Origin of the sequence: Rhizobium sp. S152, from assembly GCF_030380735.1 — a bacterium.
In the GTDB taxonomy this organism is placed as follows: domain Bacteria; phylum Pseudomonadota; class Alphaproteobacteria; order Rhizobiales; family Rhizobiaceae; genus Rhizobium.
In genome coordinates, this window is the sequence record NZ_JAUDRZ010000002.1 from 212,425 (window position 1) to 232,200 (window position 19,776).

At 57.5% G+C, this 19,776-nt stretch carries 17 protein-coding genes; 9 read left to right on the forward strand and 8 right to left on the reverse strand.

The genetic code is table 11. The annotated features are described in order from the left end of the window. Positions 1-9: 9 nt before the first annotated feature. The 4 genes from QTL95_RS02390 (at position 10) to QTL95_RS02405 (ending at position 3,692) form a co-directional block, all read left to right on the forward strand. Positions 10-540, forward strand: coding sequence for a sarcosine oxidase subunit gamma family protein (locus QTL95_RS02390; RefSeq protein ID WP_289718361.1), 531 nt, complete (start codon positions 10-12; stop codon positions 538-540). Between the two features lie 23 nt (positions 541-563). Further along, on the forward strand, positions 564-1,463 hold the full coding sequence (folD, locus tag QTL95_RS02395) for a bifunctional methylenetetrahydrofolate dehydrogenase/methenyltetrahydrofolate cyclohydrolase FolD (RefSeq protein WP_289718362.1): 900 nt from the start codon (positions 564-566) through the stop codon (positions 1,461-1,463). A 200-nt stretch (positions 1,464-1,663) separates the two neighbouring features. Further along, complete coding sequence (locus tag QTL95_RS02400; protein WP_289718363.1) at positions 1,664-2,638, forward strand: GlxA family transcriptional regulator; 975 nt, start codon at positions 1,664-1,666, stop codon at positions 2,636-2,638. Between the two features lie 262 nt (positions 2,639-2,900). Continuing rightward, positions 2,901-3,692, forward strand: a complete 792-nt coding sequence (locus QTL95_RS02405) for a Crp/Fnr family transcriptional regulator (protein WP_289718364.1) — start codon at positions 2,901-2,903, stop codon at positions 3,690-3,692. Between the two features lie 560 nt (positions 3,693-4,252). On the opposite strand, the gene QTL95_RS02410 is transcribed toward QTL95_RS02405, so the two are convergent. Beyond that, positions 4,253-4,870 (reverse strand): N-acyl homoserine lactonase family protein, encoded by a 618-nt coding sequence (locus QTL95_RS02410; protein ID WP_289718365.1) that lies wholly within the window; start codon positions 4,868-4,870, stop codon positions 4,253-4,255. A 61-nt stretch (positions 4,871-4,931) separates the two neighbouring features. Here QTL95_RS02410 and QTL95_RS02415 point away from each other — a divergent pair, with 61 nt between their 5' ends. After that, on the forward strand, positions 4,932-5,561 hold the full coding sequence (locus QTL95_RS02415) for a TetR/AcrR family transcriptional regulator (protein WP_289718366.1): 630 nt from the start codon (positions 4,932-4,934) through the stop codon (positions 5,559-5,561). A gap of 221 nt (positions 5,562-5,782) precedes the next feature. Further along, a complete protein-coding gene (locus QTL95_RS02420) occupies positions 5,783-7,447 on the forward strand; it encodes a flavin-containing monooxygenase (RefSeq protein WP_289718367.1) in 1,665 nt (554 codons plus the stop codon). 105 nt (positions 7,448-7,552) lie between these two features. On the opposite strand, the gene QTL95_RS02425 is transcribed toward QTL95_RS02420, so the two are convergent. Both QTL95_RS02425 and QTL95_RS02430 read right to left on the reverse strand, forming a co-directional pair. Beyond that, positions 7,553-8,176 (reverse strand): TetR/AcrR family transcriptional regulator, encoded by a 624-nt coding sequence (locus QTL95_RS02425; protein ID WP_289718368.1) that lies wholly within the window; start codon positions 8,174-8,176, stop codon positions 7,553-7,555. Positions 8,177-8,723: 547 nt separating this feature from the next. Further along, complete coding sequence (locus QTL95_RS02430; RefSeq protein ID WP_289718369.1) at positions 8,724-9,362, reverse strand: NAD(P)H-dependent oxidoreductase; 639 nt, start codon at positions 9,360-9,362, stop codon at positions 8,724-8,726. 182 nt (positions 9,363-9,544) lie between these two features. Here QTL95_RS02430 and QTL95_RS02435 point away from each other — a divergent pair, with 182 nt between their 5' ends. After that, positions 9,545-10,486: a LysR family transcriptional regulator gene (locus QTL95_RS02435; protein WP_289718370.1), complete on the forward strand. Its 942-nt coding sequence runs from the start codon at positions 9,545-9,547 to the stop codon at positions 10,484-10,486. 279 nt (positions 10,487-10,765) lie between these two features. Here QTL95_RS02435 and QTL95_RS02440 read toward each other — a convergent pair whose 3' ends face one another. After that, a complete protein-coding gene (locus QTL95_RS02440; protein ID WP_289718371.1) occupies positions 10,766-11,239 on the reverse strand; it encodes an AtaL-like protein in 474 nt (157 codons plus the stop codon). Between the two features lie 36 nt (positions 11,240-11,275). Next, complete coding sequence (locus QTL95_RS02445) at positions 11,276-12,145, reverse strand: SDR family oxidoreductase (RefSeq protein WP_289718372.1); 870 nt, start codon at positions 12,143-12,145, stop codon at positions 11,276-11,278. A 109-nt stretch (positions 12,146-12,254) separates the two neighbouring features. Here QTL95_RS02445 and QTL95_RS02450 point away from each other — a divergent pair, with 109 nt between their 5' ends. Further along, complete coding sequence (locus QTL95_RS02450; protein WP_289718373.1) at positions 12,255-13,148, forward strand: LysR family transcriptional regulator; 894 nt, start codon at positions 12,255-12,257, stop codon at positions 13,146-13,148. A 124-nt stretch (positions 13,149-13,272) separates the two neighbouring features. Here QTL95_RS02450 and QTL95_RS02455 read toward each other — a convergent pair whose 3' ends face one another. Continuing rightward, a complete protein-coding gene (locus tag QTL95_RS02455; RefSeq protein ID WP_289718374.1) occupies positions 13,273-15,168 on the reverse strand; it encodes an ABC transporter ATP-binding protein in 1,896 nt (631 codons plus the stop codon). A gap of 111 nt (positions 15,169-15,279) precedes the next feature. Further along, positions 15,280-17,241, reverse strand: a complete 1,962-nt coding sequence (locus QTL95_RS02460) for an ABC transporter ATP-binding protein (protein ID WP_289718375.1) — start codon at positions 17,239-17,241, stop codon at positions 15,280-15,282. Between the two features lie 362 nt (positions 17,242-17,603). Between QTL95_RS02460 and QTL95_RS02465 the strand changes: the two genes are divergently transcribed. Then, positions 17,604-19,010: an FAD/NAD(P)-binding protein gene (locus tag QTL95_RS02465; RefSeq protein WP_289718376.1), complete on the forward strand. Its 1,407-nt coding sequence runs from the start codon at positions 17,604-17,606 to the stop codon at positions 19,008-19,010. On the opposite strand, the gene QTL95_RS02470 is transcribed toward QTL95_RS02465, so the two are convergent. Further along, the gene (locus tag QTL95_RS02470) at positions 19,011-19,766 is read right to left on the reverse strand and encodes an SURF1 family protein (RefSeq protein WP_289718377.1); all 756 of its coding nucleotides are present in this window, start codon (positions 19,764-19,766) and stop codon (positions 19,011-19,013) included. Positions 19,767-19,776 lie beyond the last annotated feature (10 nt).

A 19,776-nucleotide genomic window follows, 5' to 3' on the forward strand; every position in this document is an offset into this window, starting at 1 on the left:
GAAATTCACATGACTGAATTTCGTATAGTCGCCCGCGCCGCATTGGCTGGGCGTCCGGCCATCGTACGCACTGGCGTCCGTATTGAGGCCCTCCCGGATAGTACAATCTTGCAGATCATGTCGCGCGTTTCAGCAGATGAGCCGAGCGAGATATATGCCGATGCCTCGGCTGCGGGGCTCTCGCTGAGGCCTATCGCGCCGGGTCAATGGCTCGCGGTCAAGGATGCCGTTTTGCAGAAGGATCAGATCAGCGCATTTGCCGATATCCTTAAACCACGAGCCGATGTGGTCGATCAAAGCCATGGCAGGGTCAGAATACTTGTCTGCGGCCCAATGGTCACACGAGTTTTAGCCAAAGGGACTGCTGTCGATTTGTCGCTATCGCAGTTCCCGGTAGCCCATGCTCTGCAAACACTGTTTGGCCATATCGGTGTTCACGTAACGCGTACAAGCCAAGATGATTTTGAGCTGATTGTTTTGCGCGGCTTCGCCGAGAGCCTTTGGGATGAGCTTGCCCGGATGAGCCTGGAATTCAGTTGATTCACCTAAACAGGACCTTGAGCATGACCAATGTTATCGACGGCAAGGCCGTTGCCGTTTCGGTTATCGACGCCGTAAAAGCCCATCATGCCGTCTTAGAGAGCGAAGAGGGAAAAAAGGCAGGATTGGCCGTGGTGATTGTCGGTGATGATCCTGCCAGCCATGCCTATGTCGGCGCCAAGGGGAGAATGGCTAAGGAATGCGGCTTCCATTCGATTCAGCACACGCTGCCTGATGTGACCAGCCAAGAGGAAATCCTGGCCCTTATCGCTCGTCTCAACGATGATGATGGCGTTCATGGCATTCTCGTCCAGCTTCCTCTGCCACGACATCTCGACAGTGAAGCCATAACTCAGGCAATCAAGCCCGCAAAAGACGTGGATGGCCTGCATGTCGTAAATGCTGGAAAGCTAGCGACCGGCGACCTGGTGACAGGCCTTCTGTCCTGCACGCCGGCAGGCGCAATGCACCTGATAGCCAAAATCCACGGCAAGGATCTATCGGGATTGAACGCTATCGTGATCGGACGCTCCAATTTATTTGGCAAGCCGATGGCGCAACTCCTGCTCAATGCCAATGCAACGGTTACTATGGCTCATTCGCGCACGAGAGATCTTCCGTCCCTTTGCGTCCAGGCAGATATCGTCGTTGTCGCTGTTGGCATGGCGGAATTGGTAAAAGCTGAATGGCTGAAGCCCGGCGCAACCGTGATCGATGTCGGAATCAATCGGGTTCCGGCGCCCGAGCGCGGTGAAGGAAAAACGAAACTGGTCGGCGATGTGGATTTCGCAGCAGCAGCAGAAATCGCCGGATCAATTACGCCGGTTCCTGGCGGTGTCGGGCCGATGACCATAGCCATGCTAATGGCAAACACCGTAATCGCGGCTTACGGGCATTTTGGAAAGCTTCGACCGGAAATGTAGGGTGTCTTCCGGATAACCTCACCGTATCGCTGCACCATCTATGGATGACGATTACAGTCTCGAAAAATCTCCGCCAAAAATCCATGCAGCGGAAATAAAATGCACGGAACGAGTCATTTCGCCGAAGAAGGAAAAAAGGAGGCAGCCTGATGTAAGGACGCCGATTGCACGATAGCAATGTCTTGATGCATGAGGGAGCCATGGACACTACCGAGCTCAAAGCTACTCAGACAATTGGATTTTTTCTTACCGAAAATTTCGCTTTGATGTCGTTTGCGTCGGCAATCGAGCCGCTGCGGGCGGCAAACCTGATTGCCGGCATATCGCTCTATGAAGTTGTCCTGTTATCTATTGAAGGGCGGCCAATCACAAGCTCAGCCGGCCTTCCTGTTGTCTGCCAAGACCTGGATGATGTCGGCGGGAAATGTCACACGATATTCGTCTGTGCTGGCGGCAATTCGGCAGATTGGGTATCTTCCGTCGACGCTTATCCATCTCTTCGAAAATTTGCGCGCCAAGGCGTTCGATTAGGTGGCATTTCAAGCGGGTCTTTCATTCTGGCGGCAGCCGGGCTGCTCGAAAAGCGCGACTTCACAATCCACTGGGAGCATGCTGGTGTTTTGAAGGAAGCCTATCCGCATCTATCTCCTCGGCAGACCCGCTTTGTGATCGATATGGACAGGGTCACCTGCGCAGGTGGGGTTGCTCCACTTGATATGATGCATGCGATTATCGCCGAGCGCATGGGCGAGCACTTCGCAAGACGCGTCAGCGATTGGTATTTGCATACTGCGGTGGCGGAGCCGGGTGCTTCACAACGAGCGTCTGCTGCAGAGCGTTTTGGTACCCATCATCCGGCATTGCTTACGATTTTGGAGAAAATGGAGGCAACGATAGAGCAGCCGCTCGACCGCAAGAGAATGGCGCAGGTCGTAGGTATGAGCATTCGGCATCTGGATCGTCTGTTTGCCGAAAATCTGAATTCGAGTTTCCTCGAAACATACAGGTCCGTTCGTCTCACCCATGCGCGCAGGCTGCTTGAGCAAAGCCCGCTATCTATCGCCCAAATCGCATTCGCTACCGGCTTTTCCAGCGCAGGTCATTTTTCCCGTACATTCGGCATTCAGTTTGGTGCCACTCCGCACGTTTACCGGAAAAAATACTCGGCGCGATAGGACAAGCGTTTCAGGCGAGCCGTTAAAAATGTCCAGTGTAGGACATGGATGGAGACGCTCACCGAATAAGCATGAATGAGAGCTGGCGATGCACCACTAGAGGGCGGCGCGTATTTGACCAGACCCAGGGCGCGAACCGGCATGCTTTCTTTGCTCAAGATCGATTTGAACCTGACGGCCGATCTCTGCGGTGCCGTGCTGCTTGATACGCGCAAGGTGGCACGCTCCTTGCAACGCTTGGAGACCCCTTTAGCAAATATCAATGGTGGCGCAATTGAACGGACATCTCGCGGAGAATTTTGAACTGGAGCGCAGGTTCGTCTTCTTTGATGCAGACAAGGAGCGCACCGCCGACTCGAAATTCTTCGATCGCTTCAGCTCGAACGAACGGCAGGCCGTCAAGGATGCTGGGCGTCGTATGATATTGCGCCCGGGCCACAAGTTGTTTCGCCAGGGCACGAAACACGGCGGTATCTACATCGTCGAGAGCGGACGAATCCGTACCCACTTCACGGCCCGATCAGGGAAAGACATTACCCTGGCATATTGGGGCGAAGGCCACTTTGTCGGAGGTCCCGAGGTTTTTGGTCGCGGCCGCCACATCTGGTCCGGCACGACGATAGAGGAAACCAGGGTCCTCTATCTCAGTGGAGACATACTGGAAGATTTGATGATGCGGTGCCCTTCCGTCGCAATGTCCGTGATCGACGGGTTGATCCTGAAGGGACGAGCGTTCTCAAATCTCGTTCAGCTTCTGGGAACGCGCACCGCCGGTGCGCGGCTGGCTACCCTGATGATCAATCTATGCGAAACGTATGGCGAGCCCTCTGATCTGGGCCTCTCCATTGGCCACCGCTACACACATGAAGAACTGGCCAGCATGATCGGTGTAACCCGTCAATGGGTGAGCACGACGATTAGCAAGCTTCGTTCCGATGGTATTCTCGCCACGCGTGGCAAGGAGGTTTTCATTGTTGATCTCGCTCGCCTTGCATGCGTCATCAGGACTGTGTGCACGTCTGTAGCAGGATTGATACCGAGGCGTAGAAGCTGATCGCCGACTTCCTCGCATGGCGCGACCTTGATTATCGCCTGTTCGAGAAAAATGGGTTTGTCCACCGGGAGGTAGCGGGGGACAGAATTGCGCCAGGTGTCGCCACTGTCCACCATGAAATTGCCGTCGGGGTGCTGGATCAGGTAGCAATATATCGGCAACGGAGGCGTCCAGTTGGTGTCAGCGAACATGTCGCTCTTGCGCATTTTCGCGTCGTGTCCCTCTATCCCGGCGACTTGCAAGGTTTTGATGGCGACCGTGCCCGTCTTAATGGCAGTTATCCTGATCATCTTGTTTTCACTCCCGCATATTCGTAACAGTTTGCATTGCAATCAGTCCGCAGATGCAATCTGCGTAAATATCTTCCCTTCCAGTCTCGTCCTGCTGTCCGGGTCATGTGCAAACTGGGTGATGACCGGGTGTTTCCGACATAAGTCGCGTAGCCTGCGCGTCGAGTCCTTATGAGCTGCATAGTCACCTGCTACGCCGTCAACAATTCCCGCGACCAGCGCCTGTTCGCTATAGGCGGCATCGCCTGCGATCATGACGAGATGATCGTCCTATTCTATGATGACTGACTGGTGACCGGCAGTATGGCCTGGGGTGGGCACGATGCGAACCCTGCCATCTTTCGTCAGTCTGGTACTGCGCTCGAATGTTTCCCATGCACCGTCGCTATGGGTGATGCGTGTCGGATTGAAGCCGGCAGGGTAGTGCATGTTGAGAAATCCGCTCAGCGGGCCATTCCAAGCAAGCGCTGCTTCTGCTTCCGTCGCGCTCAACACAAACTCACTGTTGGGGAAGCTCGGGATGCCGCCAGCGTGATCCCCATGCATATGGGTCATGATGACCCACCGAACGTCTCGTGGATCGAACCCGAGAGCCCGGATCTGCTCTCCAGCCTCTTCCTTTGGATTTACCCAACGGCGTTCGCAAGTGAGCATGAACGGATGCCACCAAGGCTGGTAGTGATAGAAATTGGCCCGGGAGCTTTCTCCGGTGTCGATCATGATCAGCCCTTCTGGATGCTCCACCAGCCAGCAGCCGATAGGCAGGACCGGGCTCCAGCTCTTATCCCGCAACACCGCGATGGTGCGCTCGCGTCGAGAGATGCCATTTGAAATCTGATGCTTGCTCTTGATCTGCACGTCACCGGTCTGGACATAATGGATCTTCATCGGTAAATCCTAAAGCAACATATGTTGCGTTAAGAGATAAATCCGTCGCGGATTGGAGTCAATGAAGGATAATCCAGAATCGAAGGTCGAGCGTGCGACTCGGCCAGGTGGCCGTTCGGCGCGTGTCAGGGAAAATGTTCGCGCGGCTGCCCTCATGGAGTTGCGAGCCAAGGGGTTTGCGGGATTGTCCCATCGCGCGATTGCCGCCCGAGCCGAGGTCGACCCCTCCACGGTATATCGGCGATGGCCAACCAGGATGCGGCTCATCACCGACTTGATCGTCGGCCTATCCGATCATGAAATATCCGTTCCAGACACAGGCGATCTGGCGCTCGATCTTTCAGCATATCTAAATCAGGTGATAGAGCTAATCTCTGCACCTGAAATTCGAGCGCTTGGCAATGCTCTGCTGCAGGCCTCGTCAGATGAAGATGAGGATGTCGACAGCGCATTGAAGCTGCTTTGGGGAGAGCGTTTTGCGCGTGCCGCGATAATTTTCGACCGGGCAATCGACCGTGGCGATCTCCCAGCGCATGTGGAAGTTCATCTTATGATCGAGCTACTGGTCGCGCCGACTTGGTTTCGCATCTTGGTAAGCCGGCAACCGCTGGACGATCGATTTATTGAGACTTGCGTTGGCAATGTCATGATGGTTCTGCAGCGCGGAACGAATGAGCGCGGCAAATCGTGAAGGCCTTTTAGGGCTCGACTCCTACTCAACAGCGACAAGCCGACTTTCATTATTTCGTCGTCTCGCGGTCTCGTTCTCTAAGGGCAAAGTCGTTGCCGTCGGACGGATGAGCCACGGTTGGCGGCATTGCCACTCGGATGCAAAGTTATAATTGTTGTTGACCAACAACAATGTTTATGACAGTTTGAACCTGTTCCAATATCCGGGAGGGGAGTTTGAGTGTGAGCAATTTTGCGGATTTCGATGTGTTGGTGGTTGGTGCGGGATTTGCAGGTCTATATGCAATCCATCGTTTCCGCCGTCAGGGACTGAGCGTAAAGGTGTTCGAGAAGGCGCCAGAAGTTGGGGGGTGCTGGTACTGGAACAAGTACCCCGGCTGCCGTTGCGATATCCCCAGCGTCGATTATTCCTACGGCTTCAGTCCTGAACTTGATCAGGAATGGACATGGCCCGAAGCTTATTCCAAGCAAGCGGATATCCTGAATTACATTAAACACGTCGCTGACAAGTTTGATTTGCGCAAGGACATCCAGTTCAATTCGGAAGTCACTGCAGTTACGTTCCTTGACGATCAGAGGCTGTGGGAGATCACGACCGCAGACGGCGAGAAGACAACGGGCACCTATTGCGTGATGGCAACCGGAGGCCTGTCTGTTCCGACGAAGCCAAAACTGGCGGGCGTGGATACTTATGCAGGTCTCGAACTTCACACGGCAGCTTGGCCGGAAGGCGTTGACCTCAAGGGAAAGCGCGTCGGGATCATTGGAACCGGCTCGTCCGGGGTGCAGGTCGTTCCTGAAATCGCTCCCGAAGTTGAACACCTATATGTGTTTCAACGAACTCCTGCTTATGCAACGCCGGCATTTGAACCCACCATGACGCCAGAGATGATGGATCGGGTGAAGGCGAATTATCCCAGGATACGTGAAACGCAGCAGTTCACACCTCGTGCAGTCGCGAATTTCAACGCGCGCACGGGAGCCTTCGCGCCGCTGCCTGATGACTTCCTGACACAGGGTGGCCGCGTTGATTTTCGTGGAACAAGCGGCGGCAATATCAAGGGGTTGACGACGGAGGAGCTCGCCGAGCTCATCAAGAATTATGGTATCGGTCACCTTCTAAACTTCCAGGATATCTACTTCGATGAAGAGTCCAATGAGAAGGCAAGTGATATATTTCGGGGCTACGTGAAGTCGTCTGTTCGGGATCCGGAAACGGCTGACAGTCTCACTCCGAAGAACTATGGGATTGGCTGTAAGCGGCCCGTACGCGACCGCAGTTACTACCAAACGTTCAACCGCGACAACGTCACCTTGGTTGACCTCCAGAAGCAGCCACTTGAAGAGGTGAACCCTGCCGGCATCCGTACCAGTGCAAATCAGTACGACCTCGACGTACTGATTTACGCAACGGGATTCGACGCGCTGACCGGCGCTCTGCTGAAAGCCAACATTACTGGCAGGGGCGGACTCAAGCTCACTGAAAAATGGCAATACGGTCCGGTCGGTTATCTTGGCCTGCAAATTGAAGGTTTCCCGAACCTGTTTGCTGTTACAGGGCCAGGCAGTCCTTCAGCTTTGGCAAACATGGTCGTTGGTATCGAGCAGCACATCAACTTCATCGCGGACTGCCTCGCGTTTATGAAGGAAAAACACTACGCCGAAGTCGAGCCGACCAAAGACGCGGTCGATGAATGGGTCTCGATCTGCAACAAGCTCGCAGAGGGTACGAGCTATACCGCTTCTGGATGCAAATCATGGTATCTCGGAACGAACATCCCGGGGAAGCCTCAGGTATTCATGCCTTACATCGGCGGATATCACATATTCAAACAGCATTGCGACAATGTTGCCAGGAATGACTATGCCGGATTTGCTTTCAGATAAACGATTCCATTATTGATATTTATCGACCTGCAGAGGGCTGGCTCATGGATGGACCGGCTCTCTGTTGTGTCATTTAAGGATAGCCAAGGCCCATGAGATGCTCACTCAGGGCTGGAGCAGCGCGTCAACCGCATCAAAAAGTGTCGCCTTGACGGCCGAAATGTCTATCGCCTCGGGTTTTATCAGAGACTGCATCGTCACGCCGCGTAACAGAGCGACGATTGCAATCGACGCAGAAGGCACATTGAGGTTCTTGTTGAACTCTCCAGTTGCCTGACCATCCTTGATAATTTGGACGAACCTGGCACGCAACACATCGTCATGCTGAGCAAGCTGCGTGAGTGCTTCTGGAGTTCCCCCTAGCGCTTCCCCCATCAATACATACAGCGGTCTCAGCCGGCCTTTCCGGCTGCGGATCTCTTCAAGATACGTTTCGATGTACCGCCGAAGCGCATCTCTGGGCGAGGTTGCCAACGACAAACTGTCGAGACGCTCCTCCTTGAAGGATTTAATTATATGCTCCAGTACGGATTGCAGCAGACCTTGCTTAGATCCGAAACGCTGACTAACGAGGGTGCCCGTGTAGCCCGCAGCGGTGCCAACCTCGATCAATGAGGTTCGGTGGTAGCCCTTGGTGGAATAGAGCTCAATCGCTTCCTCGATGATCCGCCTTTCGGACTCAGCACGCCGCTCTTCCTGCGATCTTGATTTTTTTTTGACGGCTTCCACGAGTGACTTAGGTCCATGATCTAAAAACCTAAAGCTACAGAACTTTATGCTGGACAACAACCTTTCGACATCTCGTTGGTATCCAGCCGAACGACCTGTATCCACAGCGGCGCTGCCCGAACGCCATGAAGGCCCCGCAGAACCATCTTACAAATCGATTGCAGCGCGGATGAAGGTCGACCCTACACTAGTTGACTGATGGGGTGGATCCGTCGAGCAGGCATCATACGCCGATGCCGGCCGGAGGGGCTCCACCGCACGGAAGGCGTGTTCTTCGAACACTTCATCAAGGAACACGCGACGAACAAGGACGTGTTCACGCCGAGCCTGTTGGAACTTTATGCGAAATAACGGCGGCATGGGCCAATTCAGATTGTCGGGTGTCGATCATCTCGGCAATCTTGCGAAGGGGCGCCCTGCCTGCTGCCATGGCCGCGGTCCGACCGTCGTTGGCTCCGGCCAGATAGTGACGGTCATTGGAACTGATCGCTTCCGATATGTATCTGGCAGCAGGTCTGTCGCCAAAGGCATCATTCTCGCCAAGCGATCACGCCATCTCGGTTACAAAGTGATCGCGATGGCGCCGCACTTTCTTCAGATTGACAAGCCAGTCACCTTCGGCGGCCCTGTATCCGAGCGGCAAAATAACGACGCTGCGCAGCCCCTTGGTTTTCAGATCCAAAATTTCGTCGACGGCATCGGGCTCGAAACCTTCCATCGGCGTGGCATCGATCTCCTCGAAAGCTGCCGCAATAAGAGCCGCGCCGAGGCCGATATAGGCCTGCCGCGCCGCAGCATCGAAGTTGGCCGCTTTACCGCGATCGGCGACGATGCCGAGCAACATCTGGCGATAGTTTTCCCAGCCCTCGTTCTTGAAGCCGCGGACGTCGTTGGTCAGGTCGAACATCATGTTGATCCGCTCTGCGGTCATGTCGTCCCATGCGGCGAAAACCATCAGATGTGAGCATTCGGTGATCTGCGACTGGTTCCAGGCCGCGGCTTGAATCCTGGCACGGATCTCCGGATTGGTAACGATCAACAACTCGAATGGTTGGAGTCCGCTCGTGGTGGGGGCTAGACGTACGGCCTCGATAATCCGTTCGAGTTTATCGGCAGCGACGATTTTCGTCGGATCGAATTTCTTGGTGGCGTAACGCCAGTTCAGTCTGTCAATCACAGTTGTCATTTCGGTTTCCGTTTTTGGATCATTGTCGATCAGGTGGAGCCAAGCCACACGTCTCCTGCCTATGGGAGTTTGGATACCATGGGTTCGACGTCGCAAAAATCCTTGTCCTGTGCAGAACAATGCTGCAAGGCTTGCAGCAATGACCGTATTGCGCAGGGCGTTAAGCAGGCTTACCTTGCGTTATGGATCAGATTAACGGACGAGCTGATGAGCTCGCGGCTTTGCTCGCAGTCGCACGGGAAGGCTCATTTGTTGCAGCGGCTGCCGCCTTGCAACGCCATTCCACGGTCATTTCTAAACGTGTCGCCGCGCTCGAGCGGCGCCTGGGTGTTCGGCTGATCGAAAGGACAACAAGGCGACTGAAGATAACGGAAGCCGGTGAGCGGCTTGTGGATCGCCTGCAGATCGCGGCAGACATCATTTTCGAAGCCGAGCAGAATGCCGCTGCTGACGCCATCGAGCTACGAGGCAGGTTGCGCATTGCATTGCCGGCTGCGATGGGCCGGCAATGGCTCGCTCCGATTCTTCCCGACTTCGCGCGTCGCTATCCCCGGCTTGAAGTCGAGGTCGACTATGCGGAGCGTTATGTCGATCTGGTCGGAGAAGGTTTCGATGTTGCCCTGCGCATCGGCGCGCTGGGCGACAGTCGGTTGGTGGCCCGCAGACTTGGCGAGCACAAGATTGTCCTCGGCGCTTCGCCGCAATATCTGGAGCATCACGGGGTTCCCTTGTCGCCGGCCGATCTCGCGGATCATAATCTGCTGCGTTACACCGGGCCGGTCTCAACGCCAGAATGGCGGCTGCGCAACGGCAATCTGCGCGAGTCGGTCTTTCCAACGGGGAATTTCCGGTCGAATGACATCGGCGCGCTGCTGGAAGCTGCACGTCAAGGTATCGGAATAGTCGGCTTTGGAGACTGGTCGATGGCGCGTGACTTCGCGACTGGCAAGCTCGTGCGCGTCCTGCCGCATTGGTCTTTCGAGGTCGACGAGGGGATTTATCTCGTCCGTCCGTCCGGGCAATTCACGCCTGCGCGAACCGAAGCCTTTATCGAATGGGTGCTCGCACTTTTTTCTGATGGCCTTCCGTGGCATACAGATCTGCCTGCTCTACAAACAAGCTGAACCCAACCGGATTGTCACGGTCTGCTGCGTGCTGTGAAACGAGGAATAAGGCGCTGACAGCGACACCGAAGGATCGCAGCGCGCCTCTGCGAGCAACATGATAGCCGCGTTCGACTGTTTGGCTGACGAGGTGGTGGCTGTTAGAATGGCATAACGCCGAAAACCAGAATTTTCGGCGTTATGCTGGCATTTTTCCCGGCAGCTGAAATCGTCATGGCGTTGATTCTTGGACGAGCCGGCCACTTCTACGACTTACCCACCGCTTCCAGAGGGTGATATTCAGAGTTGGCCTTCCAAGGCCAGTTCACGCGTGCGTTTGAGAGTGGATAGCAGCGCGGCTTTATAACCCTTGTCGCTATCGAACTGCGCCTGTTCGGCCTGTTCCTCGGGGCCGCCTGGTAGCTTGCCGCGCAGGCCGATATAGCAATAGAAGCGAAGCTGCAGCGTGCCGGCCTCATCTTCGTAGAGTTCATTCACGATCGCACCTTCGCGTGGTCCCGAGGCTTGGAAGAACGTTACCTTGTGTTCTGGCTCCAGAGCGATGATCTCGCAAATATCCGTTCCGCCGATTGTGACTTCGCGGACAAAATGCGTGGGGCTTTCCTCAAGGACGTCGCAGCGGGTGCAAAGTCCCGCCGGGAGGAATAGGCGCGCATCGCGCGCCTTGAGTTCCAGGCCGGCCCACACCTGTGCACAGGTGAGTGGGGTTTCGCCTTCGGGGTTCACAGCAACGGTGGCCGTGGAATAGATCATGATCGATTTCCTCTTCGTTGTGTGATGATGGAGAGTTCAGGCCGAGGCTGCGAGCTGTGAAGCGAATTCGCGATAGACACGCAGCGGGCGGCGCAGAATCCGGGTCAGGCGTTCAACATCGCCAGCTTCGGGGATCATGCCATCGCTGACATAGCGTTCCGCCATCAAACGCATCTCATAGGCCATCCACTTCGGCATGATATTGGCCAGGTTCCGCTCGAAACCAGTCGGATCGTCACCGCCGTATGCAATCGGGCGTCCCAGGGTTTCCGTCCAGATGGCTGCGAGATCCGCACCTGTCAACGTATCCGGACCGACCAGATTGATCGTTTCGGTCGGCAGCTTTTCGGCGGCCTGATCGCGGCGGAGCAACTCGATCGCCGCAACCTCGGCGATATCTCTCACGTCGATCATGGCAACTCCCTTTCCGCCGATCGGCATCGGATAGACATCGTAGTTGAAGATGACATCCTTGATCATCAGGTCGTTTTCGATAAAATAGGCCGGCCGAAGGATCGTTGCGCTGAAATTCATCGCTTCGAGCATGCGCTCCGCACCGTATTTCACGGCGAAGTGTGGAACATTCACAGCGCGGTCGGCGTCAAACACCGAGAGAAATACAACTCTGTCCACACCTGCCTCGTGCGCAAGGTTCAACGTGATGATGGCCTGAGTGAATTCGTCGCCCGAGACGGCATTGAGCAGGAAAAGCGTTCTCACCCCGGTGAACGCGTCGCGCATTGCATCGATATCGAGAAAATCACCCTGCCGGACCTCTACCTCGGGCGGAAAATTTGCCTTGGAAGGATCGCGCACAAGGATGCGGACATTCGCGCCGCGCTTGTTGAGTTGCTCTACGACGTGGCGGCCGACTCGACCTGTTGCACCTGTCACGAGTATCGTCATTTCGTTTCTCCGTTATACGGTGTTGAAGACGGCTTCAATATGAATGGTTCACAGGCGGTCCAATAGTCGTTAATAATAGACACCTCGTCTCACAGATGGAACGATTAAGATGGATCTGCTTGCCCTCGCCGACTTTGTCACTGTTGCACGTCACGGCGGGTTCGGACGTGCCGCCCGAGCCTCAGGGCGCCCGAAGGCAACACTTTCTCGCCGCGTAACGGAACTCGAGGCCAGCCTCGGGTTGCGTCTCTTCGAACGAGGCGCGCGGATGCTGAAACTTACGGAGGAGGGAAGGATGCTGCACGAACGCGCCGGCGCCCTGCTTACCGAAATAGACGAGACCGCGGCAGCCATCGCATTTGGTGGCGGTAGCCCACGTGGCAAATTACGGATCAGCGCACCCATGCTTTTCTCGCAGACGGCGATGGGTAAGATCGCTGCTCAGTTCGCACTTCGATATCCGGAGATCAGACTGGAGATCACGACAGAGGATCGCGCTGTCGACATGATTGAAGAAGGTATCGATCTGGTGATCCGGGTCAATCCGGATCCAGATGACAATCTTGTCGGGCGGGTATTCCTACGCGATGGCTTGGCAATTGTTGCTGACCCGCGCGTACCGAAGCCTAGTCCTGGTGTCGCCGTACCCGTGGTTGTTCGCAGTTCCATCGCCCCGGCCACGACCTGGGGCATGACAACATCCGATGGACGAACCGACCTTATCGTAGACCCGGTTCTCTCAGTATCGTCATTGACCATGGTTCTGGATGGAGTGCGGCTGGGGGTTGGCGCAGGGCGCCTTCCTATCTCCTTGGTTAGCCATGACGTGCAGGTTGGAAGGCTGGTTCTTTGGGGAAATGTGGATGGCCCTGAAACTGAGCTTTGGGCTCTTTATCCGTCACGGCGCTTGCTTAGCGCGCGGGTATCCGCCTTTCTCGATTTTCTGAAAGAGGCTTTTCCTAATGGCACTTCCGCGGAACTCGCGGCCTATCTTTCCAAGTAGCACCTGTAGGCTGTGTGCACCTCATGGACCGGGCCATTCCGCAGATGTAGCGAAGCAACGCAGGGAAGGTTCGGCAACGTCGTGTTTGGTGACGCTGCGTCATGTCGCATGAGGCATCATATGATCACGTATCGGATCCGCTCGCCGTCTCTTCGAGGGCCGCCTCCGGGATATCGTCGAAGGAAGCGTAGTTCAGATTATAGAGCCGCGAGTAGAGCTTGCGGTTTTTCATCAGTTCCTGATGGTTGCCGCTCTCGATCAGCTCGCCGTTCTGCAGCACGATGATGCGGTCGGCCTCGCGGATGGTTGCCAGCCGGTGGGCGATGACGAGGCCGGTGCGGTTCTCGAGCAATTTCACCAGCGCCTTCTGGATCAGCATCTCGGTGTAGCTGTCGATATTGGCCGTCGCTTCGTCGAGCACCAGAATCTTGGCGTCGGCGACCAGCGCGCGGGCGAAACTCAGCAATTGGCGCTGGCCGAGCGAGAGATTGCCGCCGCGTTCGCCGAGCATGCTGTCATAGCCCTCGGGGAGCCGTATGATGAAGTCGTGCGCGCCGACCGCCTTGGCCGCCTCGATCACCTGCTCGCGCGTGGCCTCCCGTTTGTGGTAGCGGATGTTTTCGAACACCGTGCCGGTGAAGAGGAAGGGCTCCTGCAGCACCATGGCGATCTGCTCGCCAAGCGAATCCTGCGTCAGGCTGCGCACGTCATGGCCGCCGACCAGGACCTGGCCCTGCTGGACGTCGTAGAAGCGGTGGATCAGCGACATGCAGCTCGACTTGCCGGATCCCGTCGGACCGACCAGCGCGACGGTTTCGCCAGGGTTCACCTTGAAGCTCACATGCTTCAGCACCGGGTGGCTCGGATTATAGCCGAAGACGACGTCCTTGAATTCGACCGAGCCGTCCATGTCCTTCGACAAGGCCGTGGCATCGGGCGCGTCCTTGATGTCGACAGGCACGTCGAGCACCTCCGTCAGCCGCTGGCCCGAGGCCATGGCGCGCTGCATGACGGAATACTGCAGGGTCAGCGAGCGGATCGGGTCGAAGAAGCGCTGGATATAGAAAAGGAAGGCGACGAGCACGCCCACATCGAGCGCCTGGTTTAGCACGCGGGCGCCACCGACGACGATGACGAGCGCCATGGCGACGCCGGTTAGCGAATCCACGATCGGCACCATCACCTGCGCGTAGCGCGCCGCCGTCAGGTGGGCATTGAGATTGGCCTTGGCCTTGTCGTCGAACAGCGTGAAATTGACGCCCTGCCGATCCATCCCCTGAACGGCGCGAACGCCGTGGATCGCTTCCGCAAGCGCGCCGGCGGCGATCGAATTCATCTCATGCGCGGCCATGAAGGACTTTCGCGCCAAAGGAAGCCAGAAGAGGCGGACGATGAAGAGGATCGGCAGAACGGAAAGCGTCAGAAGGCCAAGCTTGAAGTCGAGATAGAGCATCACGAAGACGATGCCGAACAAGAGCGTGATATCGCCGACGGAGAGAACGGAGGTTTCGAGAAATTCCTGCATCGAGTTCACGTCGCCCTGCAGCCGCGACATCAACCGGCCGACCTCGGTCTTGTCCATGAAGGATAGCGAGACCCGTTGCAGGTGCGAGAACATCGCCTTGCGGATATCGAAGAGCACGTCTTCCGCAACGCCGCCGACCAGCGTCTCCTGCGCGTAGCTCGCGACATAATTGATCAGGATCGCAACGAGGAATGCGACCATTGACCAGAGCAGCGCGGAATGACCGACATCAGGCTTCATGCCGTGGTCGATCGCATAGCGGATGATGAGCGGGATAAGCAGCTGCATGGCCGTAAAGGTCAGGACCGCGATGACGGAGAGGATGACCTGCCGCCGATACGGACTGACGAAAGCCCAAATGCGCTTGATGATGTTTCCGTCGAAGGCCTTGCCGAAGATTTCCTCCTCGACACGATGCGAACCGACCACGGCGCGGGGAGGGCGCCGGCCGTCCTCGCGAACGTCGGAGCGCTCGGTTTCCACTTCCTCGGCCATATCGTTCCTCCTGCAGCAGTTCCGCTTTTCTTCGAACCGCGAAACAGCTCAATCCTTTGTTTGCACGCAATTCCGGACAGAAAACCGCTTCGCACTTTTCCTGGACTTGCTTTAAGCGCTCTTCACGTCGTCGCCCGGCCGCACCTGCAGGTCGTAGAGCGCCTTGTACTTTCCGCCCGCCGCCAGAAGCTCTTCATGGGTGCCGCGTTCGACGATCTCGCCGCCCTCGACGAAGAGGATCTGATCGGCATGCATCAGCGAGCTCAGCCGGTGCGCGACGATGACGGTGACGCGGTCGGCCGCGTATTTGCGCATGGCGGTGCGGATGCGTTGCTCGGTGGCGGCGTCGATCGCCGCGGTCGAATCGTCGAAGACCATCACCGCGGGCTTCAGCATCAGCGCCCGGGCGATGGAGAGCCGCTGCCTCTGTCCACCTGAAAGCGATACGCCGCGCTCGCCGATGACGGTATCGTAGCCGGTCGGCAGGCCAAGCACGTAGTTGTGCAGCTGCGCACTCTCGCTTGCCCGTTCAATGCGGGGTTCCTTCGCCCAGGGGTCGCCATAGGCGATATTGTTCTCGATCGACGTCGTGAACAGGAAGGAATCCTGCTGCACCACCGCGACGGCCTGGCGCAGCGACTGCAGCGTGACCTCGCGGATATCCTGGCCGTCGATCGTAATCCTGCCCTCGGTCACGTCGTAGAAACGCGGAATGAGATGGGCGAGGGTCGACTTTCCGCTGCCGGGAGGGCCGACGATGCCGATCGTCTCGCCGCGTTTGGCCTCGAAGGAGATATCGTGCAGAACCTCGTGCATGGGCGAACTCGGATAGGCGAAGCTTACGTTTTCGAAACGCAGTGTCCCTTCCGTCCGCCGCAGCTCCTTCGCCTGCGGCGCATCGCGCACGGCGATTTCGAGATCGAGCAGGTTGAACAAGCGCGTGCCACAAGTGGAAGCGCGGGCGAATGCGTTGACCATGAGGCCGAGCTGGCGCACAGGCATCTGCAGGATCGTCATGAAGGTCAGAAAGGAGGTGAGGGTACCGACGGTCATTTCGCCCGACATGACCTTGCCACCGCCAACCCACAGCACAAGTCCCATGGCGACAAAGAAGGAGAAAGTCATGGCGCTGGTGTTGACGACACGGATTCCGACGCGCCGGTGGGCGAGCGCAAGCGCGGTCTTGGAAGCCGCCTCGAACTTCATCAGCTCATAGGCCTGCGCGGCGAAAGCGCGGACGACGCGGATGCCGCCGAGGTTCTCTTCCATGATACGCGTCAGCACGGAGAGCTTCTCCTGAAGATCGAGCCATGTGGCGCGCAGGCGCAGTTGCGTGACGGACGAGCGCCAGGCGACGAAGGGCACGAAGCTCAGGGCCAGCAGGCCGAGCACGACATCGGTCGACAGCAACATATAGGCGCCGATCCCGATCAGGATCGTCAGCAGGATCATCCGCACCAGTGCGGTCGAGAAATACATGCGCACGCCTTCGAGATCGAGCAGGCCGATCGTGATCAGGTCCCCGGAGTGGACGCTGTCGTGAAAGCTGAAGGAAAGGCGCTGGATCTTTTCGTAGCAGGCGAGCCGGAGCTCGTAGCCCATGTGATGGCCAACGCTTTCGCTATAGTAGTTCTGCACCATGGTGAACATGCCGCGCAGCACGCTGGCGCCGAGCAGCATCAGAGCTGTGGTGAGCAGCGCGTCCTGCGCGATCTGCCCGGCCGCCCCGCCTTCAAGTGCTACCTGCGTGTGATCGACGGCCTGACCGAGCAACCGCGGGATCATCAGCTGGAATGCGGAAGCAACGAGGGTCGCGCCGATGGCGAAGCCCGATTGCCAAGGATGGCGGAAGGCCATGGCGGTAATGCGGACAAGCGTAAAGAGGCCCTTGCCCCAGCCGGCCGCACTGACATGCGCCATCGAAGCCGAAGGCTTCGCCGCATGTATTGACGCATCGCTGCTCACGGTATTGTTCCACGTATTCTTGCGGTCGGATGATGGATCCGAGAGATGGCATTTCAGGAAGGGAATGGTTAGCGCGCTTACTTTTGCCGATTCCAGCCGGGCGTTCAAGTCAATAATTCACCAACTGGTTATTTTAGACCGAAACGGTCTCGCATGCCGTCAATTCGTCCTCGGCGAACACCACGGCCGGGCAGTTTCCCTCTGATTTATAGGTGTAAAAACAGATGGTTGCATATAGATCCGTCGAGACCTGAAAATAAAGCGCTTGCGCAAATGTCGTTTTGGCGCTCTGATACACGACCAGTTTGATAGACAATTGCATTGAGGGAAAGCCGACATCTTGGCGCCCTGATGCGTAGCGGCCGAGCGTTTCCGGGCCGCTTGAACCTGCTCAACGCGTGAGGGTATTTCCCGCGTTGAAACCTTGATCGACACACAAACGATGCGGGCAAAGCCGCAAGGGAGTTGCGATGACGGTTCAGGGAATTTTTTCCGCTAAATCGAACGGCGCCGCGCGGATATCGGCGGTGCCGCGCATTGCCATAATCGGCCGAGGCTTTTCGGGCATGATGACGGCGATTGCACTCATGAAGACGGTGCGTACGCCGTTTCACCTGCAGCTGTTCGATCCGAGCTCATCGGTGAGCGGCGGACAGGCGCTGTCGTCGAGCAGATCATCGACGATCCTCAACACCCGTGTTCGCGATCTCTCGGTCGAGGTCGGCGATGCTGACGACTTCAACGACTGGCTCTGTAGCAACGCGGAATTCCGGGCCGCCGTGCCCGCCGCGATCCCCGGGTTCCGCCAGATCTTCGTTCCACGCGAAATTTTCAGCGACTACGTCTACCAGCGATTCTCCGAAGCGCTTGCCGCCCGCAAGGACATCACGGTCCAGGTGTGCAACGAGCCGGTCGTGACGATCCGCAGGAGCCATGGCGATCGGTTCCTGCTCGAGAGTACCAATCCGGCCAATCCTCTCTTCGATACGGTCATTTTCGCGACCGGCTACGGCCTGCCGTCTCCCGAGGCATCCGAAATGGAGCCTTCGCCGATCCGGGCGCAGCGGCTCGTTGCGCGTCCGCATACGGTGCTGCTCGGCAGCGGCATCAGGGTCGTCGATCAACTGCTGCAGCTTCGCGACGGCGGCTATACCGGTCAGGTCACGATCCTGTCGCGACGTGGATTCCTGCCGCAGAGCCACACGCCGAATTCGGCCGATCCGCTCTTTCCGGCCGAGGCTGTGCCGAGTGATCTGCGCGACATCGTCCGCTTCATCCGCGAGGCATGCCGGGAGGCGGACGAGCAGGGGCGCAGCTGGCAATCGGTGATGAACGGTCTGAGGAAACATGCGCGTTCGCTCTGGCGGTCGCTGCCGGCACGACAGAAGCACCAGTTCAACCGGCATCTTCGGGCCATCTACGACAGTCACCGCAACCGTCTTCCGGAAGCGATGCATGCGCGCCTGCGCGGCGAACTTGCCAGTGGCAACACCGTCCTGAGGCGCGGGGTCGCGGGCAGGCGGGGTTTGAGTGGGCTCTTTTTCCGCGCCGCCGGCAGTTCGGTGGATGAGGTCATCCACGCCGAACGCATCTTCGACTGCCGATGCCAGGCGCCGAATCTCGACACTCCGTTGATGCGGAGCCTGATCGAGCAGGGGCTGGCACAGCCGGACGAACTGGCGCTCGGCCTTGCCGTCAACCAGCGCGGCCAGCCGTGCCTGGAGGACGGCGCGACGGTCGACGGCCTGTTTGCGATCGGGCCGCTCGGCCTCGGCAGCCTGCCGGATATCGACCTCGTGCCCGAAATCGTCAGCCAGGCCTATATGGCGGCCGATTTGGTTGGCGAGCGCTTCTATCCGAAGAGCAAGGTCGGCTGATCAGGCGCGGCGGGCTTTCAGTTCGCTGCGGATCACGTAGACCAGAAGGCCGGCGACCATGATGGCGATGGCGAACCAGGTGATCGCATAGGACAGGTGACTGTTGGGGAAAACGACCTGCGTCAGGCCACCCTTGGGATAACCGCCCGGATTCTCGGTCGCGTCCGCGTCGATGAAATAGGGTGCGACATCCGATACGCCGCGCTTGGTGGCGATGGCGTGCACGTCGCGGGAATACCAGCGATCGTCATTGGGCGCATTCGAGCGGATGAAAGTGCCGCCCGGTTCGTCGAGGCGTAAAAGACCGGTGACCGTGATCGGGCCTGAAATCTGCCCTTCCGCGCGGGAATTCGGATCGCGCTTTTCGGAGGGGACGAAACCGCGGTTGATCATCACCGACGTCCCGTCTGAAAGCGTCAGCGGCGTGATCACCCAGTATCCGGCGCCGAGCGCGGTGGACGCGTAGACGTAGCTTTCCTTGTCGTTCCGGAGAACGCCCTCAGCCGACACGCGACGATATTCGTCGTCGGCGCGGTTGATCGCGGCCCAATCCGCCTTGGCGGGCGCCGTAACCGGCTCCGCGTGGATACGCTGGTCGACGCGGGCGATGAGGTCGCGTTTCCAGGCAAGCCGCTCGACCTGCCAGACGCCAAGCGCCGAAACTGCGCAGATGATGAAAACAAGAAAGCCGCAGAAAATCGTCAGCCCTATGCGCGAACGCTGGCGGGGGGCTTCGTCAATATTGGGAGTCGTCATTGTCTAAAAC